General features: G+C 72.0%; 25 protein-coding genes and 1 pseudogene. 11 read left to right on the forward strand and 15 right to left on the reverse strand.

Features of this window, described 5'->3' with window-relative positions:
- Positions 1-103: 103 nt before the first annotated feature.
- Together AB0C22_RS30795 and AB0C22_RS30800 are read right to left on the reverse strand one after the other, a co-directional pair.
- Complete coding sequence (locus AB0C22_RS30795; RefSeq protein WP_357538487.1) at positions 104-394, reverse strand: hypothetical protein; 291 nt, start codon at positions 392-394, stop codon at positions 104-106.
- An 85-nt stretch (positions 395-479) separates the two neighbouring features.
- Positions 480-872, reverse strand: a complete 393-nt coding sequence (locus AB0C22_RS30800; protein ID WP_357538489.1) for a DivIVA domain-containing protein — start codon at positions 870-872, stop codon at positions 480-482.
- A 297-nt stretch (positions 873-1,169) separates the two neighbouring features.
- Between AB0C22_RS30800 and AB0C22_RS30805 the strand changes: the two genes are divergently transcribed.
- Together AB0C22_RS30805 and AB0C22_RS30810 are read left to right on the forward strand one after the other, a co-directional pair.
- Entirely contained in the window at positions 1,170-1,400 is a 231-nt protein-coding gene (locus AB0C22_RS30805; protein WP_219464820.1) for a winged helix-turn-helix domain-containing protein, read from the forward strand.
- A gap of 181 nt (positions 1,401-1,581) precedes the next feature.
- Complete coding sequence (locus AB0C22_RS30810) at positions 1,582-1,785, forward strand: hypothetical protein (protein ID WP_357538491.1); 204 nt, start codon at positions 1,582-1,584, stop codon at positions 1,783-1,785.
- 164 nt (positions 1,786-1,949) lie between these two features.
- Here the strand turns inward: AB0C22_RS30810 and coaD are convergent, their stop codons facing one another.
- Both coaD and AB0C22_RS30820 read right to left on the reverse strand, forming a co-directional pair.
- On the reverse strand, positions 1,950-2,420 hold the full coding sequence (gene coaD, locus AB0C22_RS30815) for a pantetheine-phosphate adenylyltransferase (RefSeq protein WP_219464824.1): 471 nt from the start codon (positions 2,418-2,420) through the stop codon (positions 1,950-1,952).
- Between the two features lie 221 nt (positions 2,421-2,641).
- Entirely contained in the window at positions 2,642-3,763 is a 1,122-nt protein-coding gene (locus tag AB0C22_RS30820) for a glycerophosphodiester phosphodiesterase (RefSeq protein WP_219464826.1), read from the reverse strand.
- A gap of 216 nt (positions 3,764-3,979) precedes the next feature.
- Here AB0C22_RS30820 and AB0C22_RS30825 point away from each other — a divergent pair, with 216 nt between their 5' ends.
- Positions 3,980-5,314 carry a potassium transporter TrkG gene (locus AB0C22_RS30825; RefSeq protein ID WP_219464829.1) on the forward strand — a complete coding sequence of 445 codons (1,335 nt, stop codon included), beginning with the start codon at positions 3,980-3,982 and terminating at the stop codon, positions 5,312-5,314.
- Positions 5,304-5,972, forward strand: a complete 669-nt coding sequence (locus AB0C22_RS30830; protein ID WP_244252651.1) for a TrkA family potassium uptake protein — start codon at positions 5,304-5,306, stop codon at positions 5,970-5,972. Before AB0C22_RS30825 ends, AB0C22_RS30830 begins: the two co-directional genes overlap by 11 nt.
- Positions 5,973-6,139: 167 nt before the next feature.
- Here AB0C22_RS30830 and AB0C22_RS30835 read toward each other — a convergent pair whose 3' ends face one another.
- The 7 genes from AB0C22_RS30835 to AB0C22_RS30865 form a co-directional block, all read right to left on the reverse strand.
- Entirely contained in the window at positions 6,140-7,774 is a 1,635-nt protein-coding gene (locus AB0C22_RS30835; RefSeq protein ID WP_357538495.1) for a serine/threonine-protein kinase, read from the reverse strand.
- 71 nt (positions 7,775-7,845) lie between these two features.
- Positions 7,846-9,399 carry a fused MFS/spermidine synthase gene (locus AB0C22_RS30840; RefSeq protein WP_357538496.1) on the reverse strand — a complete coding sequence of 518 codons (1,554 nt, stop codon included), beginning with the start codon at positions 9,397-9,399 and terminating at the stop codon, positions 7,846-7,848.
- Between the two features lie 36 nt (positions 9,400-9,435).
- Positions 9,436-10,449: a hypothetical protein gene (locus AB0C22_RS30845; RefSeq protein ID WP_219464832.1), complete on the reverse strand. Its 1,014-nt coding sequence runs from the start codon at positions 10,447-10,449 to the stop codon at positions 9,436-9,438.
- A 352-nt stretch (positions 10,450-10,801) separates the two neighbouring features.
- On the reverse strand, positions 10,802-11,608 hold the full coding sequence (locus AB0C22_RS30850) for an inositol monophosphatase family protein (RefSeq protein WP_357538497.1): 807 nt from the start codon (positions 11,606-11,608) through the stop codon (positions 10,802-10,804).
- Entirely contained in the window at positions 11,601-12,053 is a 453-nt protein-coding gene (locus tag AB0C22_RS30855) for a response regulator (protein ID WP_067310481.1), read from the reverse strand. The genes AB0C22_RS30850 and AB0C22_RS30855 overlap by 8 nt, the downstream gene beginning before the upstream one ends.
- Positions 12,050-13,924, reverse strand: coding sequence for an ATP-binding protein (locus tag AB0C22_RS30860; RefSeq protein WP_357538499.1), 1,875 nt, complete (start codon positions 13,922-13,924; stop codon positions 12,050-12,052). Before AB0C22_RS30860 ends, AB0C22_RS30855 begins: the two co-directional genes overlap by 4 nt.
- Positions 13,921-15,165: a fused response regulator/phosphatase gene (locus AB0C22_RS30865; protein ID WP_219464835.1), complete on the reverse strand. Its 1,245-nt coding sequence runs from the start codon at positions 15,163-15,165 to the stop codon at positions 13,921-13,923. The genes AB0C22_RS30860 and AB0C22_RS30865 overlap by 4 nt, the downstream gene beginning before the upstream one ends.
- A 241-nt stretch (positions 15,166-15,406) precedes the next feature.
- Here AB0C22_RS30865 and AB0C22_RS30870 point away from each other — a divergent pair, with 241 nt between their 5' ends.
- The 5 genes and pseudogenes from AB0C22_RS30870 to AB0C22_RS30890 form a co-directional block, all read left to right on the forward strand.
- Positions 15,407-17,860: a M28 family peptidase gene (locus AB0C22_RS30870; RefSeq protein ID WP_357538501.1), complete on the forward strand. Its 2,454-nt coding sequence runs from the start codon at positions 15,407-15,409 to the stop codon at positions 17,858-17,860.
- A 155-nt stretch (positions 17,861-18,015) separates the two neighbouring features.
- The gene (locus tag AB0C22_RS30875) at positions 18,016-18,354 is read left to right on the forward strand and encodes a MarR family transcriptional regulator (protein ID WP_357538503.1); all 339 of its coding nucleotides are present in this window, start codon (positions 18,016-18,018) and stop codon (positions 18,352-18,354) included.
- Positions 18,355-19,475: 1,121 nt separating this feature from the next.
- On the forward strand, positions 19,476-19,925 hold the full coding sequence (locus AB0C22_RS30880; protein ID WP_357538505.1) for a GNAT family N-acetyltransferase: 450 nt from the start codon (positions 19,476-19,478) through the stop codon (positions 19,923-19,925).
- A 118-nt stretch (positions 19,926-20,043) separates the two neighbouring features.
- Positions 20,044-20,424 carry a hypothetical protein gene (locus AB0C22_RS30885; RefSeq protein WP_219464840.1) on the forward strand — a complete coding sequence of 127 codons (381 nt, stop codon included), beginning with the start codon at positions 20,044-20,046 and terminating at the stop codon, positions 20,422-20,424.
- Positions 20,421-20,651: pseudogene (locus tag AB0C22_RS30890) on the forward strand (type II toxin-antitoxin system RelE/ParE family toxin); the annotation flags it as partial. The gene AB0C22_RS30885 and the pseudogene AB0C22_RS30890, both read left to right, overlap by 4 nt.
- 39 nt (positions 20,652-20,690) lie before the next feature.
- Here the strand turns inward: AB0C22_RS30890 and AB0C22_RS30895 are convergent.
- Together AB0C22_RS30895 and AB0C22_RS30900 are read right to left on the reverse strand one after the other, a co-directional pair.
- A complete protein-coding gene (locus AB0C22_RS30895; protein WP_067315484.1) occupies positions 20,691-20,945 on the reverse strand; it encodes a Smr/MutS family protein in 255 nt (84 codons plus the stop codon).
- Between the two features lie 68 nt (positions 20,946-21,013).
- Positions 21,014-21,208 (reverse strand): DNA-binding protein, encoded by a 195-nt coding sequence (locus AB0C22_RS30900; protein WP_205789268.1) that lies wholly within the window; start codon positions 21,206-21,208, stop codon positions 21,014-21,016.
- A 229-nt stretch (positions 21,209-21,437) separates the two neighbouring features.
- Here AB0C22_RS30900 and AB0C22_RS30905 point away from each other — a divergent pair, with 229 nt between their 5' ends.
- Positions 21,438-21,617 carry a hypothetical protein gene (locus AB0C22_RS30905; RefSeq protein ID WP_357538508.1) on the forward strand — a complete coding sequence of 60 codons (180 nt, stop codon included), beginning with the start codon at positions 21,438-21,440 and terminating at the stop codon, positions 21,615-21,617.
- 31 nt (positions 21,618-21,648) lie between these two features.
- Here AB0C22_RS30905 and AB0C22_RS30910 read toward each other — a convergent pair whose 3' ends face one another.
- Positions 21,649-22,017, reverse strand: coding sequence for a tetratricopeptide repeat protein (locus AB0C22_RS30910; RefSeq protein ID WP_088644718.1), 369 nt, complete (start codon positions 22,015-22,017; stop codon positions 21,649-21,651).
- Positions 22,018-22,109: 92 nt separating this feature from the next.
- On the reverse strand, positions 22,110-22,880 hold the full coding sequence (locus tag AB0C22_RS30915) for an ROK family protein (protein WP_357538510.1): 771 nt from the start codon (positions 22,878-22,880) through the stop codon (positions 22,110-22,112).
- A gap of 401 nt (positions 22,881-23,281) precedes the next feature.
- Here AB0C22_RS30915 and AB0C22_RS30920 point away from each other — a divergent pair, with 401 nt between their 5' ends.
- Positions 23,282-24,919: an ABC-F family ATP-binding cassette domain-containing protein gene (locus AB0C22_RS30920; RefSeq protein ID WP_357538512.1), complete on the forward strand. Its 1,638-nt coding sequence runs from the start codon at positions 23,282-23,284 to the stop codon at positions 24,917-24,919.
- Positions 24,920-24,934 lie beyond the last annotated feature (15 nt).

The raw sequence follows: 24,934 nt of genomic DNA on the forward strand, positions 1-24,934 counted from the left end.
ATAAAGTGTTTACGGACTAGACCCGCCACCCGGGTTCCCAAAATTTATTTAACCCGGGGGCGACCGGGAGGGAGGGAGGGAGGGAGGGAGGGAGGGAGGGAGATCACCGGGGCTGCCGGGAGGGAGGGGCGGTGGTGGGGTGGGGGTGGGGGTGGGGGGTGCAGGCGTCGGGGTGGTCGGCGGGGCGGGTGCAGCGCTGGGCGGGTGCCAGCGGTCGGTCGCAGTAGACCCAGTGGCGTACGGACTGGGCGTCCTCGCGGGACAGGGTGGTGCCGCCCCGGTCGACGTCAGGCAGGAAGCCGAGTGCCCGGGTGATCGCCCGGGCGAGTCCCTGGGCGGAGACCAGGTCGTCGGCGGTCACGGGCAGGTGGACGACGAACCGTTCCCGGCTCACCGCCGCACGCCCGGCTGACCGACCGTGAAGCCTGTCCGGCTCACCGCCGTACGTGCGTGCTGCTCGGCGGCGAAGCCCGTCCGGGTCACCAGCGCACGTCCGAGGTGATGTGGGTTCGCCAGGAGCGCAACGCGCGCTTGATCCGTTGGTTCTCCTCCCTGGTCAGGGCCAGGTCACGCCGGGCTGCCGCCAGGTCGGCGGCCACCCGGTGCAGGAAGGCGTGCACCTCCACCGGGTCGAGACCTCGTTTGACCAGGCCGAACTGTCGTTCCTCGACCTGCCGGGCGGTCAGCGGCCGACACGCCTGCGAGCGGTACCAACCACCGTTCGGCGGGCGCTCCGACCAGCGTCGTCCCGCCCGGCGACGGTGCGGACGAGGTTCCGGGCGATGCCACAGGGGGAAGGTAAGGCCGTGCCACGGACGGTGGCCGGATCGACCGAGCCACGGGCGGCGGAGCAGGGACAGCAGGATGCGCATGGGTCACCTTCCGGGTCGCGTTCCATTCGGTGCAGTGGAAGGTGACCCGGTCCGCCGATAGGGGACGCGGACCGGGTCACCGGCCTCGGGACCGCAGCCCTGTTCGGCGGTACGGCCCCGGAGCCAACCCTTGGTGTCCGCCCCCGAGGTCTGCCGAACCAACCGGAACCGGACATCCACAAGATACCCAAAATGTTTGTGTAGGTCGACCCTCTGTGGCGGCGACACGACAACTTGTTGCAGTTACTGGTGCAGGCCCGGCATGATCAGAGACGCCGAACCAACCGGAGTCTCACCATGCCTACAGCCGAAGCCCCATACCGCCAGATCGCCAACGAACTCGCCGCGAAGATCAAGAGTGGCGAACTCAAACCTGGCGACAAACTGCCGTCCACCCGCGAGCTTGCCGAGGCATACCAGGTGCACATGAACACCGCCTCGCGTGCGCTCTCACTGCTGCACGACCGAGAGCTGATCACCGGTCAGCCCGGCCGGGGCACCTACGTCACCGAGCCTGCGACGCGCTGACCCGCCCCGCGGCAAACCCGCGCCCGGCCAACTGGCGTGCACGGCAAACCGACGTGCACGCATCGCCGGCCACAGGACCGGCGCACCCGCCAGCGTGGAGAACCGCTCCGCCGCCCTGTCGGTGGTCCTTGACCTGGGGGTCCACTCTGGGTGGCAGAGTCCTCACCCACTGGAGGCAGACATGCGCTGGCTCATCATCCTCATCGTCGTACTCGTGGCCCTCGCAGCCGTGGCATGGTGGCGTCGTGGCCGCCGGCCGGTGACCGACGGGGACCGGCAGGTACGGGACCTGGCGGCATCGGAGCAGGCCCGCCGCCGCCTGGACGACCACCGGAACCCGACGGACGGCAGCAACCTCCGCAGCACCGGGGGCGGAAGTCTCTGACCGGACTCCCGAGCCCGAGATCCTGGGTCACGCCACTCTCCTGAACCGATGGAGCGGTATCCGGCCGGCCTCCCCACCCGTGCCGTTGGATTGTGGAGAGTTGTTGCGGCCCAGGCGACAACAACTCTCCACAGTCGGAGCGCCCCGGCCGTCCGGTGTCCGCGCTACCCCGGTCGCGGCAGCGACTTCCCCAGCGTGCGTACGGCGGTCGATGACATCGCCGCCAGCTCGGGCTGGGCGGGCAGGAAGACCGTGGGGACGCCCAACGACTGGTTCATCGCGGCGAGCCGGCATTCGGTCTGGAGGTCGGTGGTGTTCCGCACGCCCCGGACGATCACTCCCGCCCCGTGGCGGAGGCAGTACTCGGCGGTCAACCCACGCCACGGGGCGACGGTGACGGAGGTCCATCCCATCGGCAGGCTCGCCCGGACAGCGGCGGCCCGCTGCTCTTCGTCGACGCCCGGCTGCTTGCTGCCGTTGACCGCGACGAGCACGACCACCTCGTCAAAAAGGGTGCGCGCCCGGCCCACCACGTCCAGATGCCCGGCGGTGAAGGGGTCGAAGCTGCCGGGGTAGACGGCACGCACGCGTACCCGACCGGGAGTTCCTGCCGGCGGTGGCCCGTCGATGCCCATGGCCCGACTGTAGGTTCCGGCCGTCACCACGTGCCAGCGAGACCAGGTGTACGCGGCCGGAGCGACTCCTGGCCGGTCCGGGATCGCGCCTGGGCGATTGATCCACTCCCGTGGGCCGAGGTAGCGGTGTCCCGGGCGACGGGACACCGCTACCTCGGCGACATTGAGTTGATCAAGCGCCCGACCGGACCCGACCGGGCGCGGGCGGGTCAGCGGGCGGGTCAGCGGGTGGACAGGCCGGCGCGGGCGGCGACGGCGGTGTCCGGCTGGTCGGCGAAGACGCCGTCCAGGCCGAGACCGAGGAAGAGTTCGTACTCGGCGGTGATGTCGCCCCGGGCGTTCGGGTCGGTGCCGATCCGGAAGTCGACCGGGAGGAACTGGTTCTCGGCGCGGAACGTCCAGGCATGCACCACCAGCTGGTGCCGGTGCGCGTCGCGGATCACCGTGGTCGGGGCGAGCAGCTTCCCGGTGGCGTCCCGGGGGACGATCAGGTTCTTGTTCAGGCCGACCCCGTCGGCGTACCGGGCGATCCCGCGCAGGCCGGCGGCGGTCGCCAGGTCCTGATAGGTGCGCGGGTCACCGGCGGCGGCGAGGTCGTACGGCTGGCCGGTGGCGTCGAGGAGCTGCACCAGCGGCACGTCGATCATCCGGTCGAGCTTGCGCAGGTTGCCCGTCTCGAAGGACTGGATGAAGACCGGGTCGTTGCGGTGGGTCAGCTTGTTGCGGCGCAGCACCGCGACCAGCGGCTCCTCCAGGGGCAGCCCGATCGAGGCGAAGTAGCTGGGGTGCTTGGTCTCCGGGTAGACGCCGATGGTGCGGCCCCGCGCCTTGGACTCGGCGCGGGCCAGGTCCAGCACCTCCTGGAAGGTGGGCACCTCGAACCGGCCGTCGAAGGCGGTGTTCGCCACCCGCACCTGGGGCAGCCGCTCCTTGGCCCGCAGCGTCTTCAGCTCGGCCAGGGTGAAGTCCTCGGTGAACCAGCCGGTGACCGGTACCCCGTCGATGGTCTTGGTGGCCTTGCGGCCAGCGAACTCGGGGCGGGCCGCCACGTCGGTCGTACCGGAGATCTCGTTCTCGTGCCGGGCGACCAACACCCGGTCCCGGGTGGAGACCAGGTCCGGCTCGATGTAGTCGGCGCCCATCCGGATCGCCAGCCGGTACGCCTCCAGGGTGTGCTCCGGGCGGTAGCCGCTGGCCCCCCGGTGGCCGATCACCAGGGGCCGGTGGGTGGCCCGGTCCGCACGGTCGGCGTCGTCCTCGCGGGCCGAGGCCGCGCCGGGCACGGCGACGGCCACGGCGAGCAGCGCGCCGGCCACACCGAGGGCGGAAAGGGTACGTCGCAACGCGGTCTCCTTCGTCGGGGGGCACCCCGGTCGAAGCCCGGGACGCCCCGGCAGGTGCCGATGGGGCGATGCCAGCAGACCGGGCGCGGCTGACCGCCAGTTGGTCGTCGACTGGCCGGCAGGTGAACCCTGCGGGGAGACGAGCGCGGAAGCCGGCACCGGCCCGGGATACGCGATTCACCGGCCCGGTCGCGCCGTAGTCGACAGGATTGTGTGGTGCGCCGGTTCCTTCGTCACCCCGTCCGGCTGGTGCCGTTCGGTTTCCTGGTGACGATCGCGATCGGCACCGGCCTGCTGATGCTGCCCTGGGCCACCAGCGAACACCGCTACACCCCGCTGGTGACCGCGCTGTTCACCGCCACCTCGGCGGTCTCGGTCACCGGCATGGCCGTCACCGACACCCCGAACTACTGGAACGGGTTCGGGCTGGTGATGATCACCGTGCTCACCCAGGTCGGCGGGCTGGGCATCCTCACCGGTGCGGCCCTGGTCAGCCTGGCGGTCACCCGGCAGCTCGGGCTGCGCAACCGGCTGCTGGTGCAGGCAGAGACGGCCGAGTACGGCTCCGCCGACCTGCGTCGCCTACTGATGCGCATCGCCGGCACGGTGCTCGGCTGCGAGCTGGTGATGACCGCGGTGGTGACCGCCCGGCTCCGGCTCGCCTACGACTACCCGCCGGGCCGGGCGCTGTGGTCGGGGACGTTCCACTCGGTCCAGGCGTTCAACAACGGCGGCTTCACCCTCTACACCGACGGGCTGGTCGGTTTCGCCCGTGATCCGTGGGTGGCGCTGCCGCTGGCGTTCGGTGCGATCGTCGGCGGGCTGGGCTTCCCCGCGCTGTTCGAGGCGTTCCGCCGACGCCGCCGGCCGGCCCGTTGGGCGGTGGCCACCAAGCTGACCATCTGGGGCAGTGTGGTGCTGGTGGCCGTGGGGTTCGTCGGGCTGCTCGCCGCCGAGTGGGACAACCCGTTCACCATCGGCACCTACGACACCCCGGGCAAGCTGCTCGCCACCTTCACCCAGGTCGCGCTCAGCCGTACCGGCGGATTCGACGTGATCGGCGTGGCCGCGTTGCGCGAGGAGAGTTACCCGCTGCTCGTCGCCCTGATGTTCATCGGCGGTGGCAGCGCCAGCACCGCCGGTGGGATCAAGGTCTCCACGTTCTTTCTGCTCGGCTTCGTCATCTGGGCGGAGTTGCGCGGCGAGCCGGACGTCACCGTGGGTCGCCGCCGGATCGCGGTGGCCAGCCAACGCCAGGCGCTGACGGTGGCGCTGCTCAGCGTCGCGCTGGTGACGGTCGGCACGCTCGGCCTGACCGTGCTCACCACCGACGTCCGGGCCAACGAGACGCTGTTCGAGGTGACCTCGGCGTTCAGCACCGCCGGCCTCACCGTCGGGCTCACCCAGCACCTGCCCGCGTCGGGGCAACTGGTGCTGACCGTGCTGATGTACATCGGGCGGATCGGCCCGCTCACCCTCGGCTCGGCGATCGCGTTGAACACCCGGCACCGGCTGTACCGCTACCCGAAGGAGCAACCCGTTGTCGGCTAGGGGTGAGGGCGACGGCGACATCGCCGTGATCGGGCTGGGCCGGTTCGGCTGCCACCTGGCCGGGGCGTTGACCCGGCTCGGCCACCAGGTGCTCGCCGTGGACCGCGACCCCGACCGGGTGCAACGCTGGTCGGCGTCGCTGGACCGGGTGGTGCAGGCCGACGCCACCGAGGAGCAGGCGCTGCGGCAGCTCGGCGTCGGCGAGTTCTCCCGGGTGGTGGTCGCCATCGGCGCCTCGGTGGAGGCCAGCGTGCTCACCGTGCTGGCGTTGACCGAGGTGGGCGTACCGCAGGTGTGGGCGCGGGCCACCTCCCGCAAGCACGCGAAGATCCTGGCTTCGGTCGGCGCCCACCACGTGGTCTTCCCCGAGGCGGAGACGGGGGAACGGGTGGCCCACCTGATCGTCAGCCGGATGCTCGACTTCATGGAGTTCGGCGACGACTTCGCCATCGCCAAGGTGCCGGTCCCCCCGCCGCTGGTCGGTCACCGGCTGCGGGACCTGGCGGTGCAGGAACGCTACGGGGTGATGGTGGTCGGCGCGAAACCGGCCGGGGAACGCTTCCGGTACGCCGACCCGGACACGGTGCTCGGGCCGGGCAGCATCCTCGTCGTGGAGGGCGGGATCGCCCAGGTGCAGCGGTTCGCGGCCCTACGCTGACCGCACCGTCCGCCCGCCGACCCGGCCGGCCGCAGCACCCGGCCGCCGCCGCAGAGCCGGCACCCCCGGTCAACGCCCCGGAGCCGGTGCCCGGCCTCAGCCCCGGTGTCCCTTGCCGGGACCGCCACCCGGGCCGCCGCCACCTGCGCCCTTGCCTCCCTTCCCCGTCACTTTCCCGCTTTTCCCTTGGCCGCACCCGCCCCCTTGCCCGGCCCCTTGCCGGGCTTCTCGGCCTTCGTTGTGGGTTTCGCCGGGCCGGCCGCGCCGGACCCACCCTTGCCGGACGTCTTCGCCGGCTTCTTCGCCGCCGGCTTCTTCACCGTCGGCGGCTTCACCACGGGTGCGCTGCCGGCCACCCCGGAGACCCGCACCCCGCAGCTCGAATCGCCGACGGAGAACTCCAACGGCAACGGGTTGCCGCCGGTGTACCGGCCGGTCAGGGCGAGCTTCTCCGACGCGCCCGGGGCCAGCGCGGCACGGCCGGCCGCCGCGGTGACCCGGACCAGACGCCCCTCCTGACGCACCTGGGGCGTGGGCCCGGTGACGACCTGCTGGCCGGGGAAGGCGAAGCTCACCGTCCAGTCCCGCAGTTCCCGGGGACCGGTGTTGGTCAGCGTGAGCTGGGCGGCGAAGTCCTTGCCGGAGTCGGTGCGCAGCGCGTACTCGACCTCGCAGGGGATGGTCTCGGGCAACCCCATCCGGGCCTCGGTGGGCGGGTCGACGCCGCCGCTGGCCGGGCTGCGCGAGGTCACCCCCCAGATCGCCGCGGTGACGGCGACGAGGCTCGCGGCGGCCACCCCGGCCTCGATCCGGCGGCGGCGGGTGGCGGCGCGGCGGCTCCGGGTCCGTCCCGAGAAGGGCAACGCGTCGGTGTCGGCCGACCAGGGCAGGATCGTGGTGCCGGCGTTGGCGAGCAACGCCGGGTCGAGCCGCCCGGGGGCCGGGGACACCGGCACGGCCGCGACCATCCCGGCCGCCGAGGCGAGGGTACGCGCCACCTCCGAGGTCGCCGGCCGGTCCTCCGGGCGTTTGGCCAGGCAGCGGCCGACCAGCTCGACCACCTCGTCGGGGAGCCCACGTACCGGGGGCATCGGCTCCGGGTCGTGGTACATGTGCGCCCGCAGCATCTGGGTGGTGGTGCTGGCCTGCCAGGGCAGCCTTCCGGTGAGCATCCGGTAGAGCAGCAGCCCGACGGCGTACACGTCGGTGGCCGGGGAGACCTGGCCGTTGTCGAGGCGCTCCGGGGCGAGGTAGGCGGGGGTGCCGAGCAGGGTGCCGTCCGGCCCTTTCTCGCTCTCGCCGACCAACGCCGAGATGCCGAAGTCGACCACCTTCACCCCGGTCGCGGTCAACATGACGTTGCCGGGGGTGACGTCGCGGTGCACCACCCCCCGGGCGTGCGCGGTGGCCAGTGCCGAGGTCACCTCGGCCCCGATGGTCACCGCCTCCCGCCAGGGCAGCTGCCCGTCGCGGCCGAGCCGCGCGGTGAGCGGACCGCCGTCCACCAGCTCCATCACCACGTACGGCACGGTCAGCCCGACCTGCTCGGACTCGCCGTAGTCGTACACGTTGGTGATGTTGGGGTGGCAGAGCCGCGCGGCGGCCTGCGCCTCGATCCTGATCCGGTGCCGGAAGGCCCGGTCGGTGGCCAGCCGGGAGGCGAGCACCTTCACCGCGACCTGCCGGCCCAGCACCTGGTCGTAGCCGCGCCACACCACGGACATGCCGCCCGCGCCGAGCTGCTCGATCAGCCGGTACCGCTCACCGAGGAGCTGGGCTGCGTTCCGGACTCCTGCACCCATGGTCGACCGAGTTGCCCGGGACGGCCCGACCTACACCTCGATGGTCGTAATCGGTCAGGAAAGTCACCCGATCAGGCGGTCGCGAGCAGTTGGTCCACCGGGGCGTAGTCGTCGGTCAACACCAGCGCCCCGTCGACGAACCGGGTCACCTCGCTGCCGGCGACCATGTCGGGGATCTTCGCCACGGTGCCCAGCCGGGTCCGCAGCGCGTCCAGCGGCAGCGGCGCGTCCGAGGCGACGATGAGGAAGTTGCTGCCCTGCCGCCCGGCGATCGCCTCCGGCGGCGCGACCAGCGCCACGTGCTCGAACTCGGCGGCCACCGTGGCCAGCTCCGAGCGGATGAACCGGCCCGGCGGGTAGTCGATGACGTTCTGCACGTAGATCCCGCCGGGGCGCAGCACCCGGTCGACCTCCGCCGCCATCTCCCGGGTGGCCAGGTGCCACGGCACCACCAGGTGCCCGAAGGCGTCCCCGACGACCAGGTCCCGGCTGTCCGCCGGCTCCCCACCGACCAGCATCCGGGCGTCGCCCACCGCCGCCCGCAGCCCCGGCCCGGTGCGGACGCCCAACTCGCGCCGGTCCAGCTCGACCAGTTCGCCGTCGATCTCGAAGACCACGTTGTCGGTGCCCGGCCGGGTGGCGCTCAGGTAGCGGGGCATGGTGAACCCGCCCCCGCCCAGGTGCAGCGCGTCCAGCCGCTGCCCCTTCGGGGCGGCCACGTCGGCGACCGCGCCGATCCACTGGGTGTACTCGTACTCCAGGTGGGTCGGGTCGTCCAGGTCGACGTACGAGTGCTGGGCCGAGTTGAGGTAGAGGGTGCGCCCACCGTCGCGGGCCGGATCACGCTCCACCCGGGCGCAGTGGTATGCGGTCTCCACGTCGCACGGGTTCGGCGCGACCGCGCTCAGCCCCGCCGCGACCAACCCGAGCACCGCCAGGGTGGCCTTCAGCCGGGCCGGACCGGGCAACCCCGCCGCCTCCTGCCGGCGCAGGTAGACCCCGAGCGCCAGCCCGACCACCCCGAGCGCCGCCGCCAGCCCGATCAGGATGACGGTGCTGGGCAGCGCCGCCACCAGTACGAACCCGGTGAACAGGGTGGCGGTGATGCCGCCGAGGGTGCCGATGCCGGACAGCCGCCCGACGACCTGACCGGTGCGCCGCAGGTCGGCCAGTTGCAGCTTCACCACCAGCGGGGTGACCGCCGACAGCAGCGCCGCCGGCACGAACACGGCCAACGCGGTGAGCAGCAGGATGCCGCTGACCGCACCGCCGCGCAGCAGTTCACCGGCGTACCGGACCACGGGCAGGGTGACGGCGGCGGCGATGCCGGCCAGGATCAGCGCCGGGGCGAGCAGCCCGCGCGGGTCCCGCCGGTCGGCCAGCCAACCGCCCGTCCACGCCCCGTACGCGATGGCGGCCAACGCGATGCCGATCACCGAGCTGGTCACCTGGAGGGTCACCCCGACGTACGGGCCGACGAGGCGCAACGAGACCGTCTCCAACACCAGCACCGCACCACTGGAGAAGAAGACCAGGAACGCGGCGAGCCCGTTGGGCAGGGCGCGGGAGGGAACCGGCGCGGGAGGCGTCGGAGCGGTCACGACGTCGGACGATGAGCTGCTCACCGTCGCGATGCTACGTCCCGTTCCTGGGCCGGACGGTCAGTACATCGAAAGATGAACATGGTTTGTGTGGTCGGCGGCCGGGCTGCCCGACCCGCTGTACGCCCGCCAACCCGTGTTCGGCATCCAGATCTGCCGGTACCAGATCACGTAGAGCACGCCGAGCCGGTTGGCGTTGTTCTTGAAGTAGTTGGCCAGGCTGTCGCCGTACGCCTTGTCCCCGCCGGTGGCCGTCTCGTCCTTGAAGCCACTGGTGGCGGCCGAGAAGTCGCAGGCCCGGCCCTTCGGGTGCTCGCCGCCCCCGCCACTGCGGTGGCAGGACACGAACCGCTTGTATCCGGCGGCCTTGGCCTGCTGCATGGCGTGCAGGGTGCGCGGGGTGATGCAACCGGAGGTGGTCGGGTCGTTCACCGAACACGACTCGCCCGGCCACGACCCGTCGGAGTTGCGCGGGGCCGGCGCGGCCGAACTCGACCCGCCGCTGAAGCCGGCGCTGCTGCCCGAGCTGACGGTGGCCAGGGCACGCTCGGCGTCCCGCTTCTTCTTCGCCAGCGTGGCGAGCTGCTTCTGCTGCTCGCGGACCTCGGCGTTGATGTCGAGGGTGGCCTGGGCGGCTGCGTGCCGGGCCTCGGCGAGCGCGCGGAGCTGCTTGCCGTCCCGCTGGGCCATCATGTCCAGGTCGGCGGCCCGCTTGAGGAACGCCTCCGGGCTTGCCGTGTTGAGCAGCATCGACGTCGGCGTCAACCGGCCCACCCGGTAGGACTGCGCGGCCACCTCGCCCACCTGGGCGGTCAGCTCACCCAACCGGCCCTCGATCACCTTCAGCTCGGCGGCCAGCGCGGTCTGCCGCCGCTTGGAGCTGTCCAGCTTGGCCTTGGCCTCGATGTGCCCCTTCGCCGCCGCCGTCAGCGCATCCTTGAGCTGCTTGGTGCCACCCTCACCGGGCTCCGCCGAGGCGGGCACCGCGCCGACACCGAGCAGCAGCGCCAGTGCGACGAGCAGCACGGTCAACGGCCGACGCACGCGTGGCCGGGTCAGGCTGGTCCTGGGCACGGAGGTTGTCCTTCCCTCTGCCGCCGACGCCCGCCACAGGGCCGGTACGGCGGCGGTCCCGCCGGCCCCGGTTGGCGGCCTGGGGGCGGAGACCGCCGGTCACACTACCGCAATCACGCCCGGTGACCAGGCCCGTGACGACACCGGACAGCAACGCTCGACACGGCGTGCCGAGCCCGTCGCCGAGAGTCCATCTCGTCGATCCCTCAGCCGCCCCCGGGGGCGGCCCACCGCCCGGCTCGACCGACCCCGCCACACCGGCCGGGCGGCCCGTCCGTCCCACGCCCGGCGACCCGCACGCCGGCCGGCCGGTCCACCGACCGGCACCCACGAACGTGCAGGCGGCGGGCGGTCAGTCGCCGAGCAGCGCGGCGCGGACCTCGTCCCAGGTCTGCTCGTCGGAGGCGACCAGCAGCCCGTGCCCGTCGTCGGCCGGGTGGTAGTCGGTGCCGTCGAACCGGCGGGCCACCCCGCCCGCCTCGCGGACCAGCAACGCACCGGGCACATGGTCCCAGGGCAGGGTCCGCCAGAACATGACGAACTGCTGGTCACCGGTGAGCAGGTCGAGGTACTCCCGGCCGGCGCAGTGCTGGCCCGCGAGCAGCTCCCCGATCCGGCCCTCGCCCGCCGCCACCCGGTCCCGGGTGGCCCGGGGCAGGTACTGGACCATCGCGGTGCCCCGCAGCCGCTCCGGCGGCACGACCGGGGTCTTGCGTACCGGCCGGCCGTCCAACCGGGTCCCCGCCCCGGCCCGGGCCACGGCCATCGTCTCCGCCAGCGGGTCGAACACCCACGAGGCGACCGGCTCACCGTCGGTGAGCAGGGCCACCATCAGCGCGAACGGCCGACGGCCGGCGGCGAAGTTGCCCGTACCGTCGACCGGATCGACCACCCACACGTCGCCGCCGCCGCGCAGGTGCCGCAGCAACGACCCGTCCGCGGCCACCGCCTCCTCGCCGACGACCAGCGACCCCGGCAGCAGTCGGCGCAACTCCGCCGAGATCCGCTCCTCGGCCCGCTGGTCGGCGACGGTGACCAGGTCACCCGGTGCCTTCTCGGTGACGTCGGCGTCGTCCAGCTTGCGGAACAGCGGCAACACCACGTCCGCCGCGGTCTCCCGCAGCAGCGTGCCGACGTCGGCGAGCAGTTGGTCAGCCACGAGGCGGCAGCTTCACCACGCTGACGAAGAACTCGTCGATCTGACGGACCACCGAGATGAAACGTTCGAAGTCCACCGGCTTGGTCACGTAGGCGTTGGCGTGCAACTGGTAGCTGCGCAGGATGTCCTCGTCGGCCTGGGAGGTGGTGAGCACCACCACCGGGATGCGGCGCAGTTGCTCGTCGTTCTTGATCTCCTCCAGCACCTCCCGGCCGTCGCGGCGCGGCAGGTTCAGGTCGAGCAGGATCAGGTCCGGGGTCACCGCGTCCGCGTACCGGCCCTCGCGCCGCAGGTAGGCCAGCGCCTCGGCGCCGTCGGAGACGACGGTCAGCCGGTTGCGGAGCTTGTGCTCCTCGAATGCCTCCTGGGTCATCAGCACGTCACCCGGATCGTCCTCGACCAGCAGGACCTCGATCGGGCTCTTGCCGTCCGCCGGCGCGGTCATCCCACCCCCTCCTTCGTGCCACCCGTGGTGCCGTGCCCCGGCGGCCCGCCGGGTGGGTCCTCGTCCTGCGTGCCGCCCGGCTGTCGGCCGACCGGGATCGGCCGGTCCGCCGGCGCGGGCGTCCCCCCGGCCGGGCGGGACGCGTCGTCGTCGGACGTCGTCGCCGCGCCGTCCCCGTCGGGCGCTGCCGTGGCGTCCCCGTCGGATCCTGCCGGGGCGTCTCCCTCGGGCGTCACCGTGGCGTCCCCGTCGGGCCCTGCCGGGGCGTCCGCACCGGTTGCCGCCGCCGGGCCCGCCTCGGCGGCGGCCTTCGCCGCCTCGACGTCCTCCGGCCGGGCCGGGAGGGTGAACCGGATCGCGGTCCCCTCGGCCCGGTCGGTGTCCACCCAGACCCGACCGCCGTGATATTCGACGATCTTCTTGACGATGGCCAGGCCGATGCCGGTGCCCGGGTAGGCGTCCTTGGCGTGCAACCGCTGGAAGATCACGAAAATCTTGTCGGCGAACTCGGGCTCGATGCCGATGCCGTTGTCCTCGCAGGTGATCTCCCACTCGGCGTCGACCAACCGGGCCGAGACCCGCACCTTCGGCGTGACGTCCGGGCGGCGGAACTTCACCGAGTTGCTGACCAGGTTGACCAGCAGGTTGGTGAGCAGCGGCTCCTCGCCCCGGATCACCGGCAGCTCGCCCCAGGTCAGCTCGGCGTCGGCGTACTGCCGGCCCGGCTCGGTCTGGCTGGCCACGTCGCCCATCGTCCGGTTGAGGTCGACGTCGACGAAACCGGTGGTGAGCCGGCCGATCCGGGAGAACGCCAACAGGTCGTTGATCAGGCGCTGCATCCGCTGCGCGCCGTCGACGGCGAACGCGATGTACTGGTCGGCCCGCTCGTCGAGCTGCCCCGCGTACCGCCGCTGGAGCAGCTGGCAGAAGCTGGCCACCTTGCGCAACGGCTCCTGCAGGTCGTGCGAGGCGACGTAGGCGAACTGCTCCAGGTCACGGTTGGAGCGGGTCAGCTCCTCGGCCTGCTTCTGCAACTGGCTGTTGACCCACTCGATGTTCTCCCGGGCGGCCCGCACCTCCGCCAGGTCCTTCGCGATCTTCTGCCGCATCACGTCCACGTCGTCGGCGAGCCGACGGAACTCCGGCGGCCCCGTCCCGGCGATGTGGTGCTGGTAGTCACCGGCGGCGACCTCCCGCACCTGCTGGGCCAGGCCGGTCAGCGGCCGGATCACCATCCGCTCCAGGGAGAGCAGCATCAGGGTGCCGGCGAGCACCACCACCACCGCCGCGACGATCAGCAGCATCACCAGCATGTTGCCGGTCCGCTCGATGTCCCGAGCACCCTTCTCCCGCTCGGCCAGGATCGCCGTCTGGAGGTCACCCACCGACGCCCGGATCTGGTCGAACTCCTGCCGGGCCTGGGCGGTGATCAACGCCTGGCCGGCGGCCGTGCCGCTGCTCCCGGTGGTCGCGATCACCGGCTCGGCCACCGTCCGCCGCCAGTCCGCCGCCTGCTGCTGCGCGGTGCGCAGCGCACCGGCGACCGCCGGGTAGTCACGGCTCAGGTCGGCGATCGTGGCGGCCACGTCGCGCTCCTGCCGCACCCCCTGCTCGTACGGGGCCAGGTCGGCACGGTTGCCGCTGACCGCGTACCCCCGGATGCCGGTCTCCTGGTCGAGCAGTGCGTTGAGCAGCTCCTGCCCCTGCACCCGAAGCGGGCCGGTGCGGGTGAGCACGGCGTCGGTGTAGGCGCGGTTCTTCGCCGCCACCACCGCCTCGGCCACGGCCAGCCCGACCAGCAGCACGCCGACCACGGCCAGCAACGCCAGCACCCGACGACGCAGGGTCCACCCCCGGTGGTACGTGTTCACCGGCCACCGCCCCGGCTGACCAGCAGCATGGCGACGTCGTCGGCGAGCGGCCCCCCGTTGATCTGCTCGGCCCGACCGACCAGCCAGGCGGGCAGCTCGGACAGCGGCACGGCGTGGTTGGCGCGCTCCTGGAGCAGGCCGGTCAGCCCGTCGACGTCCAACCGGTCGTCGCCGTCACCCACCCGCCCCTCGATCAGGCCGTCGGTGTACATCAACAGGGACCAGTCATCGGTGTCGAACTCCAGGTCGAACGCGACGGGACGGCGGGGTCGTACGCCGAGCAGCAGGCCCCCACGGGCCGGGACGGGCGCGACCTTGCCGCCGGACAGCAGCAGCGGCGGCGGGTGACCGGCCAGCCGGACGGTGGCCCGGTTGGCGGCCAGGTCGAGTCGGACGGTGGCGACGGTGGCGAAGATCTCCTGGAGCCGGCGCTCGCTCATCAGCACCTGTTCCAGGGCGGGCAGCACCTCGTCGTCGGGCACCCGGGCCAGGATCAACGCCCGCCAGGCGACCCGCAGTTCGACGCCGAGCGCGGCCTCGTCCACCCCGTGTCCGCAGACGTCGCCGACGATCAGGTCGACCCGGTCCGGCTGGGTCTGCACCACGTCGAAGAAGTCCCCGCCGATCAGCGCCGCGTGCCGGCCCGGCCGGTAGAAGGTGTGCACCGCCACCTCGTCGGTGGTCATCAGCGGCTGGGGCAGCAGGCCCCGTTCCAGGCGGGCCGACTCGGCCTGGCGCAGCTCGACCTCGCGCAGCCGGCGGGCGTTCTCGTCGGCCCGTTTGCGTTCCACCGCGTAGCGCAGGGCACGGGTCAGCAGCACCCCGTCGACCTGCCCCTTGACCAGGTAGTCCTGGGCGCCCTCGGCGACCGCGACGATGCCGAGGTGCTCGTCGGAGCGGCCGGTCAGCACGCAGACCGCCGCGCCGCTGGACATCTCCAGCACCCGGCGCAGCCCGTCGAGGCCCTGCGCGTCGGGCAGCCCGAGGTCGAGCAGGACGCAGTCGACGCCGGCGATGCGCCGCCGGGCCTCGCTGAGGCTGGTGGCGACCAGCAGGTCGATCATCGAGTTGGTCTCGGCGAGCAGCTCGCCGACCAGGAAGGCGTCGCCCTCGTCGTCCTCGACCAGCAGCACCCGCAGCCGTTCACCCGGCGGCAGGTTGGGGTGGGGCCCGAGCCCGCCGTGCGGGTACGGCGCGACGGAGGACCCGGCCAGGCCAGGCCCCCGGTGCGACCGGGTCACCGCCGCGAGACGCGGGAGTTCGCTGGTGATGTCGGGCTCCTTCCGAGTGCCCTGCTGATCCTGTATTAGACAACGGTCGCACACAACACGGTCCGTCCGGTCCGGGCGTACCCAGGCAGGGTCGTCACCAGGTGAGCGTCCAGTCGGCGCGGCGCGTCACGGTTCGGTTCCGGTACGCCCCGGCTGCGCCCCGCCGGGGCAGGATGATCCCCACCCCCGCACCACCCCCCGAGGAGTTCCCGTGGGCGCACCCCCCGTCTCCGCCGCCGACCGGGCGCTGGCCCGGCCCCGACGTCGTCCGCTCGCCGCCCTGGCCGCCCTGCTGGCGCTGGTCGCGGTGGGTGCCGCGATGCTGGTCACCCTGGCCACCCCGACGCCCCGACCGGCGGACGCCCCGGCCGGCGAGTTCAGCGCCGGGCGGGCCTACCGGACCGTGCAGACGGTGGCGCAACGCCCGCACCCGGCCGGCAGCGCCGCCAACGACCAGGTCCGCGAGCACCTGGTCGGGGCGCTGCGCGGGCTGGGCCTGGAGACCGAGGTGCAGGACACCGTCGCCCCGGAGGCCGGGCAGCTCAGCGGGGCGGCCGGCGGGGCCACCGTCGCCCGGGTCCGCAACGTGGTGGCCCGGCTGCCCGGCACCGCCTCCACCGGCCGGGTCTTCCTGGTGGCGCACTACGACTCGGTGCAGACCGGCCCGGGTGGCAACGACGACGCGGCCGGCACCTCCACCGTGTTGGAGGTGGCCCGCGCGCTGGCCGCCGGCCCCCGCCCCCGCAACGACGTCGTGTTCGTGCTGACCGACGCCGAGGAGGCGTGCCTGTGCGGCGCCGCGGCGTTCGCGGCCAGCCACCCGCTCGCCGCCGACGGCGGGGTGGTGCTCAACCTGGAGGCCCGGGGCTCCACCGGGCCGGTGATCATGTTCGAGACGTCCCGGAACAACGCCGAGCTGGTGGCCGCCTTCGGCCGGGGCGCCCCGCACCCGGTGGGCACCTCGTTCGCCGTGGAGATCTATCGGGCGCTGCCCAACGACACCGACTTCACCGCGTTCCTCGACAACGACTTCGTCGGGCTGAACTCGGCCTACATCGACGGGGGCGCGATCTATCACACCCCGCTGGACACCCCGGCGGCGATGGACCGGGGCAGCCTCCAGATGCACGGCGACAACGCGCTCGGGCTGGCCCGGGAGTTCGGCCGCGCCGACCTGACGGCGCTGCGCGTAGGCCACGACGCCAGCTACTTCCCGGTGCCGGGCGGGCTGGTCCGCTACCCCGGCTGGCTGACCTGGCCGCTGGCCGCCCTGGCGGTGCTGGGGGTGCTGGCCCTGGGCTGGCTGGTCCGGCGCACCGGCCGGGCCGGGACCGGTCGCCTGTTCGCCGGGTTCGGGCTGGCGCTGGTGCCGATCGTGGCCGCGCCGGTCGCCGCCCAACTGCTCTGGGCGGGGATCACCGCGCTGCGCCCCGGCTACGCCGAGCTGCTCGACCCGTACCGGCCGGTCTGGTACCGGCTGGCGGTGGTGGCGCTCGCCGCCACGATCCTGCTCGCCTGGTACGCGCTGGCCCGCCGCTGGTCCGGCCCGGCGGCGCTGGCCGTCGGCGGGCTCGGCTGGCTGGCCCTGCTCGGGGTGGTGCTGGCCGCGCTGGTGCCCGGCGGTGCCTACCTGGCCACCCTGCCGGCGCTGGCCGGGGCGCTCGCCGGCCTGGTCGCGCTGCGCACCCGGATCGACGGCCCGTGGCCGGTGGTCGCGGTGACCCTGGCCGGCGCGGTCGCCGTGGTGATCCTGCTGCCCACGGTGGTGCTGCTCTTCCCCGCGCTGGGGATGGCGATGGGCGGGGTCGCGGCCCTGTTCGCGGTGCTGCTGGGGCTGGCCGCGCTGCCGGTGCTCGACCTGCTGCACCCGGCCGCCGGCGGCCAGCGCGGCCCGGTCACCGGCCACGAGCGCGACTCGCCCGACCCGGCCGCCAGCGACGAGCGCAGCCTGGTCGCCGCCCGGGCCCGGCGGCTCGGCGCGCTGCCGGCCGTCGCCGCCGCGCTCGCCGCCACGGTGCTCGCCGGGGTCGGCCTGGCGGTCGACCGTTTCGACGCCGACCACCCCGTGCCCACCCACCTGATGTACGCCCTCGACGCCGACACCAACGAGGCGCAGTGGCTCACCCGGGAATCCGACCCGCAGCCGTGGACCGACGGGTACGTCGACGGCCCCGCCAAGATCGACGGCTTCCCCGGCCTGGGCGATCCGGACCTGCGCGGCGGCCTGGCACCGGTGGCGAACCTGCCCGCGCCGACGGTGCAGGTGCTGGCGGACACCACCGCCGGTGGGCTGCGCACCCTGCGTCTGCGGCTGCTCCCCCAGCGCACCGTCCGGCTGGCCACCCTGCACGTGGACGCCACCACCGCCGAGGTGACCCGGGCCGAGGTGGCCGGGCGGGAGGTGCCGGTCGGACGGCAGCCAGGCGTCGAGGAGGCGAAGGCCGACCGGTGGGGCTTCGGGATCGTGTTCCACGCCCCGCCTGCCGAGGGGGTCGAGATCACCCTGACCGTGGTGCCCCGGGCGGGGCAGGTGGCGCTGCGGGCGATGGACGCCAGCGACGGGCTGGAAGGGCTGCCGGGGTTCCGGAAGCGGCCGGCGGGGGTGGGGGTGGTGGGGTCGCACACCTCGGAGATGCTGGCGGTCGCCCGCACCTATCCACTCTGACGCTTGCTCCCGACATCGGCCACGCCTACTCACCTGCCCTAAAGCAGGTGAAAGGCCTCGATCACCCTGGCCATACTCGCGCGCATGGCTGGGCTGGCGCACTAAAGCGACCTACCTAGGTAGACATCGACTCCCCACCTAGGTAGAGTCGAGTCATGTCCGAAACGCCACGCCTCACACCGCAGACCGTGGCGGTGATTCGCGCCCTACTTACCACACCCGCCGATCCGCGCTGGGGCCGTGACATTGCTCGCGAGACCGGCCTCAAGTCGGGCACCCTCCATCCAATTCTCGCCCGCCTTGAGCAGGCCGGCTGGGTGGAATCCCATTGGGAAGATCCTGCTGAGCACGAGAATCAAGGGCGGCCTCGGCGACGGTATTACCAGTTCGTCCCGGGCGGCGCCGAAACCGCACGCCTCGCTCTAGCCGAAACCTCCGCCCGCATCAGAGGCACCTCCACCGCTGGGCGGCTTCGCCCTCACCCGGGCTACTGAGGTGCCTGCCTTGACGAGGCCTTGTCGCATGACGGGGATCCGCCGCATTAGTTGGGGGGTGAGGTAATGCGCCAGCGGCTTTATACCGAGCCCGATAGGTATCGCGGCAGACGGCGGCTCCCGCGGAGACCTCTTTCCATGGCAATTGCAACGATGGGCAGGAGAGTAGCGGAAGCTCCGCGCTCAGGTCCGACGGGAACCTCGTCAGCAACTCCGCTGGGAGCCTCAATCTTGGGCTTGCTGAGCTTACTACTACCCCCCTCGACCCGAGCACGATGGCTGGAGGAGTGGCGAGGCGAGCTACACGACCTACGTGCCGAAAACGCCCCATGGTGGCATCGCACCGCCTACGTGTTGGACATCCTACGCAGCGTTCCAAAGCAAGCGTTGACGCTGCGTTGGATTGGACGCCGCCGAACCAATCTATGACCTGCAGGGCACCGCTGGCGACCTCAATCCCTCACAAAACGACTCGCGGGGCTTCCGGCTCCGACCGACCAGACGGGCAACCCGAGAGCTGTTCAGGACGGAGATACTGCCATGCCTCACTGGGTTCCAACGACCGTTCTTCTCACTTACACCAGCATCGTCGCCCTCATTAGTTTGACTGCAGTGTTCGGCGAAACGGTCGCCCGGCGCACAGCCGCATACAAGGTACTGCTCATCCTGCTGCCCACAGGAGTGCTTTTCGTTGGTGCTCAGTTCGCCGCAGCTCACATCATGAGGGGCGCGTAGCTCATGCCACTCTGGAAACCCCGATTCCACCTTCTCGCATCCTCACCCCCCTTCCTGATCCTGACGGGTCGCTCAATGCGGTCAATATCATGCCCCTTGTTAAAAACGCACCACATGTCCGGCTTGAGCTTTTAATCCGCCTACCAACCTGCATATAGCAAGGCCCGGCGCACATCCGCGATAGCTGCGGGTAATGGACGCCAGCAACGGTTGGCCGCACCAACGGGGGTCTCGGCGACGACCGAGGATGGTGGAGTCGCACAACTGGGCGATGCGGGTGGTCGCCCGCACCTATCCGTTCTGACGACGTGGACGAAGGCGATCAACTATCCATGACCACAGATAACCGGTCGCCAGCGCCGGCGGGGCGGACTACGGTCCGCAGGATGCGGCTGGAGAAGGTCACCCCGGAGAACTACGAGGCAGCGCTCAAGCTGTCGGTGCGCCCCGATCAGGAGGATCTGGTCGGGCCGGTGGTCAAGTCACTGGCCGAGGCGTACGTCTTCCCGGACATCGCCTGGCCGAGGCTGATCTTCGACGGCGACCGGATGGTCGGTTTCCTGATGGCCTTCCTCGACTACGCGTGGGGCGACAACCCCGATGACGTCCGGTCGGGCCTCTGGAAACTCAACATCGCGGCCGACGCCCAGGGCAAGGGTTACGGGCGGTTCGCCGTCGAGGCGGTGTGCGCGGAGATCCGCGCCCGGGGCGGCAACCGGGCGTACGTCACCTGGGTGCCCCGGGCGGGCGGGCCGGAGGACTTCTATCTCAAGCTCGGCTTCCGGCCGACGGGCGAGCAGAGCGACGGGGAGACGGTCGCCGTCCTGGACCTCTGACAGTGCTGACGTGGGATCGGGGTCACCCGCCCGACCTGCTCACCTTTGACGAATTGGGGCCGACACCACCTTAGCTGGTTGTCCGGCTCCGGGACCGTCCAGCGCTACCATGAGCTTCGTGACCGCCGCACACGCGTTCGAGTATGAGGTTCCGCCTCATGCCGGTCCGCCGCCTGAAGCTGTCGAGGCGGCTGAGGAAGGCAACGTCGTCTACCTGACTCGCCAGGGGCAGCGGGTGGCGGCGATGGGACCACCGACGTCGCTCGATCCGCAGGGTCTGGAGAAGATCAGGCAGTCGCTGGAAGCGATAGCCAGAAACCCGAACCGGACGGACGCTTCCCGCGCCTTGGCTCGTGAGCAGCTGACGCGGCTTGACGAGATCATGGAACAGGTGATCAACGAGGAGGACGCCCAGGCGTGCGACGACGCACTGGCGTCGATGCGTGCTGGTGAGTCGACACAGCCGTGGAGCGCGGTCAAGCGGGAGCTCGACCTGTGACATGGAAGGTTGAGCTCACCAATGCTGCGGCGCGCGAACTGGTCAAGCTCGACCGCTCCACCCAGCTCCGCATCGGTTCCGCGATCGATCAGCTGGCAGTTGACCCTCGGCCCGCTGGCTGCGTGAAGCTGTCCGGCGACGATACCAAGTCGCGCATCCGGGTAGGTGATTTTCGGATCGTCTACCTGATCCTGGATGACCAGGTGCTGATAGCAGTCGTGCGAATCGCCCACCGCAGATTGGTGTACCGGTCTTTCCAGGGCACGTCACTTCCAGCGGAAGTGGACGAAGAGGCGGCCGAAGTTCTTGGAGTCCTTCTCGACCCGGTGATAGAGCTGCTTGACGTCCTTCTGGTCGAGGAAGCGCAGCACCTTCTTCTTGAGCTGGCCGGACCCCTTACCGGGGATGATCTCGACCAGGGTGGCCTTCTTCGCCACCGCCTCGTCCATGATCCCGCGCAGGGCACGGTCGATGTCGTGACCCTTGTTGAAGATGTCGTGCAGGTCCAGCTTGAGCTTCATCCCGCCTCCCCCACCTGCGCAGCCGCCATGGCAGGCCCATCGTAGGCCGACAGGCGTCGGGGCGAGGCTCAGGCTTCGTCGGGCAGGTTCGGCCGGTGCTCGCGGATCCAGGCCTCGATGTCCTCGGTACGCCAGATCCGACCGGTGGCGAGCGACTCATAGGGCTTCGGCCAGTCGGGGCGCTTCATCAACTGCTCGACGCGTTGCCTGCTCACGCCCAGCCTCATCCGGATCTCGTACGCGCCCATGAGATTCCGGCCCATGAACGGGAGGCTAGACACGTCCCCACTGGGCGAGGCCCTAGTTGGGCGACACCCTACTAGGGCCTTGACTAGGGGGTAGCGTAGCGGCCACTCTGAGACGGTGAAACCGCTGAACGTTTCCCGGGTGCATGCCCGCCCCGGCGGGGCCGTGCGGCCACACGTACCGATGCGGCCTCTCTGGTTGTGCCGGGTATGCGCCGCTCCCTGGCCGTGTCAGCCCGCCCGCCTGATGCTGACCATGGACTACCGGGGGGACCGCGTCGGGCTGTCCGTCTACATGGCCGGGCGGCTGTACGACGCCACCGGCGACCTGGTCACCCTCAACCCGAACGCCGTCCCGGCCCCGGCGGAGCTGTTCGACAGGTTCCTGGCCTGGACCAGACGCGGAACCGGGCCGGGAGAAGGGTAGGAACCCGCCCCCGGCCCGGCGTGATCAGGACTCAGCGACCGTTGCCGACCCGGCTCTCCACCCGGCGCAGCGCGGTCACGTAGTCGTCGTTGGTCGAGTGCATGGCCGCCGCGATGCGCAGGTGCCGCAACGCGTCCGGGTAGCGGTTGAGCCGCTCCAGCGTCCGGCCCAGCACGTGGTGGGCGTAGTGGTCGCTGGGGTCCCGGTCGACCAGCTCCCGCAACTGCTCCTCGGCGCGGCCGAGCTGGGCGGTCTGGAAGTACGCCCGGGCCAGCAGCTGACGTACGGAGGAGTTGCCGGGCTCGGCCGCCACGATCGGCTCCAGCAGCCGGACCGCTCCGCTCGGGTCACCCATCTCGAAGTACATGGTCGCCCGTCGGTACTCCGCCAGAAGATCCATCCCGACCCACCCCCTCGCGTCACGTCGCCATTGCTCCGACGCTGGCACAACACCGGGCGTACCGCGAGTGTTCCTGGGGGTGGACTTGTGGCTCAGGAGGCCGGGTCGTCCCGTTCGCCGGTCAACTGCCAGGCCCGGACACCGCCGACGATTCCGGCCGTGTTGGGCACGATCACCACGTCGTCGCCCATCCGGGCCACCTGCTCGGGCCGGATCAGCCGCGAGTTGCCGCCACCGAGATAGAGCCGGTCCCAGCGGAACACCGGGCGCAGCCCGTCCACCACCTGCCGGATGCGCCGGGACCAGAAGGCGTCGCCGAGCCGCCGCCGCTCCGGCTCCCCCACGTACGTGTCGTAGGTGGTGCCCCAGCGGACCGGGGCGTGCGACAGCTCCAGGTGCGGGGCGAGCCGCCCACCGTCGAACAGCGCGCTGCCCAGCCCGGTGCCGAGGGTCAGCACCAGCTCGCAGCCGGTGCCGGCGACCACCCCCGCACCGTGCACCTCGGCGTCGTTGAGCACCAGCGCCGGCATCCCGAACGCCTCGGTGACCGCCCGTCGGGCGTCGTACCCGGACCACTCGGCGAGCAGGTCGGGGTCGACGCGGCTGCGCGGCCCGGAGCGGGTCACGTAGTGCGGCGTGGCCACCACGACCCCGTGCCGGATCATGCCCGGCATCCCCACCGTGACCCGGTCGGCCGAGGGCAGCCGCCCGGCCAGCTCCACCAGCGTCTTGACGAACAACTCGGGCGGCAACGGGTACGGGGTGTCCACCCGGATCACCGGTGCCCGCAGGTTGCCACCCCCGTCCAGCACCGATCCCTTGATGCCTCCGCCACCGCAGTCGACCGCCAGCGTCAATCCCACCCCCTCACCTTGCCCCACCCGCCCCGTTCCTCCCGCCCCTCCCCCACCTTTCGCCGACCGGGGCCGGCAGCCCGACCCGCCGACCCGCCGCCGGCCCGGGAGACCTGACGACGATGGTGACGGGTGGCGGTGATCGGCGGGAGCCCAGGATTGTGGAGAGTTCTTGTCGCCATAGCCGCAAGAACTCTCCACAATCTGGCGCACGCATGGACCGCCATCCCCGCACAGAGCACCCCCACCCGGGCGGCCCCGGACCGGCCACCGAGGCGGCAGTGGGCCGGCAGCCGGGGCGGCAGTGGGCCGGGCAGTGGGCCGGTCACCGGGGTCGGCAGGCGGGCCCGACGTGGGCCGGGCCGCGTGGCGTCCCCGCCCGGATCGACGGGCGATAGGCTCGGGGCCTCATGAGCGCCACGATGATCGCCAAAGGACTTGCCGCCGGGCACGGGGAGCGGATGCTCTTCAGTGACCTCGACCTGGTGGTCGCACCCGGGGACGTGGTGGGGCTGGTCGGGGTCAACGGGGCGGGCAAGTCGACGCTGCTGCGCACGCTGGCCGGGGTGCAGCCGGTGGAGGAGGGCAGCCTCACGCTGAGCCCGCCGGGGGCCTCGGTGGGCTACCTGCCGCAGGAGACGGAACGGCGGGCGGGCGAGACGGTCCGCGACTTCCTGGCCCGCCGGACCGGGGTGACCGGGGCGCAGGCGGCCCTGGACGCCGCCGCCGAGGCGCTCACCGCAGGCACGGCCGGGGCTGACGACGCGTACGCCGGGGCGTTGGAGCGGTGGCTCGACCTCGGCGGGGCGGACCTGGAGGAACGCGCCGAGCAGGTCGCCTCGGAGTTGGGACTGACGGTCGACCTGGACCACCCGATGACCGGCCTGTCCGGTGGTCAGGCGGCCCGCGCCGGGCTGGCCTCGCTGCTGCTCAGCCGGTACGACGTCTTCCTGCTCGACGAGCCCACCAACGACCTGGACCTGGCCGGTCTGGACCGGCTGGAACGGTTCGTCACCGGCCTGCGTGCCGGCACGGTGCTGGTCAGCCACGACCGGGAGTTCCTGACCCGGACGGTGACCCGGGTGCTGGAGCTGGACCTCGTGCAGCAGCAGGTGCGGCACTACGGCGGCGGTTACGGCGCCTACCTGGAGGAGCGGGAAGTGGCCCGCCGGCACGCCCGCGCCGACTTCGAGGAGTACGCCGACACCCGGGCCGCGTTGGAGAACCGCGCCCGCACCCAGCGGGCCTGGATGGAGAAGGGTGTCAAGAACGCCCGCCGCAAGGCCACCGACAACGACAAGATCGGCCGGAAGTTCCGGGCCGAGGCGACGGAGAAGCAGGCGGCCAAGGCGAAGCAGACCGAGCGGCTGATCGAACGCCTCGACGTGGTCGAGGAGCCCCGCAAGGAGTGGGAGCTGCGGATGGAGATCGCCGCCGCGCCCCGGGCCGGTGCGGTGGTGGCCTCGCTGCGCGACGCGGTGGTCCGCCGGGGCGACTTCACCCTGGGGCCGGTGAACCTCCAGATCGACTGGGCCGACCGGGTGGCGATCACCGGGGCGAACGGTTCCGGCAAGACCACCCTGCTCGGCGCACTGCTGGGTCGGCTGCCGCTCGACGCCGGGCACGCCGCGCTCGGGCCGGGGGTGGTGGTCGGCGAGGTGGACCAGGCCCGGGGGCTGTTCCTCGGCGAACAGCCGCTACTGGAGGCGTTCGGGGCCGCCGTACCGGAGATGGCACCGGCGGATGCGCGGACGCTGCTGGCCAAGTTCGGTCTGCGGGCCGCGCACGTACTGCGGCCGGCGGCGACGCTGTCGCCGGGCGAGCGGACCCGGGCGGCGCTGGCGCTGCTCCAGGGCCGGGGGGTCAACCTGCTGGTGCTCGACGAGCCGACCAACCATCTCGACCTGCCGGCCATCGAGCAGTTGGAGTCGGCGTTGGACGGCTATCCGGGGACGCTGCTGCTGGTCACCCACGACCGGCGGATGCTGGAGGCGGTCAGCGTGCACCGGCGGCTGCGGGTCGCCGACGGGCGGATCGCCGAGGACTGATCCGTGCCGCCCGAC

The organism is Micromonospora sp. NPDC048894 (genome assembly GCF_040649765.1).
Taxonomy (GTDB): domain Bacteria; phylum Actinomycetota; class Actinomycetes; order Mycobacteriales; family Micromonosporaceae; genus Micromonospora; species Micromonospora antibiotica.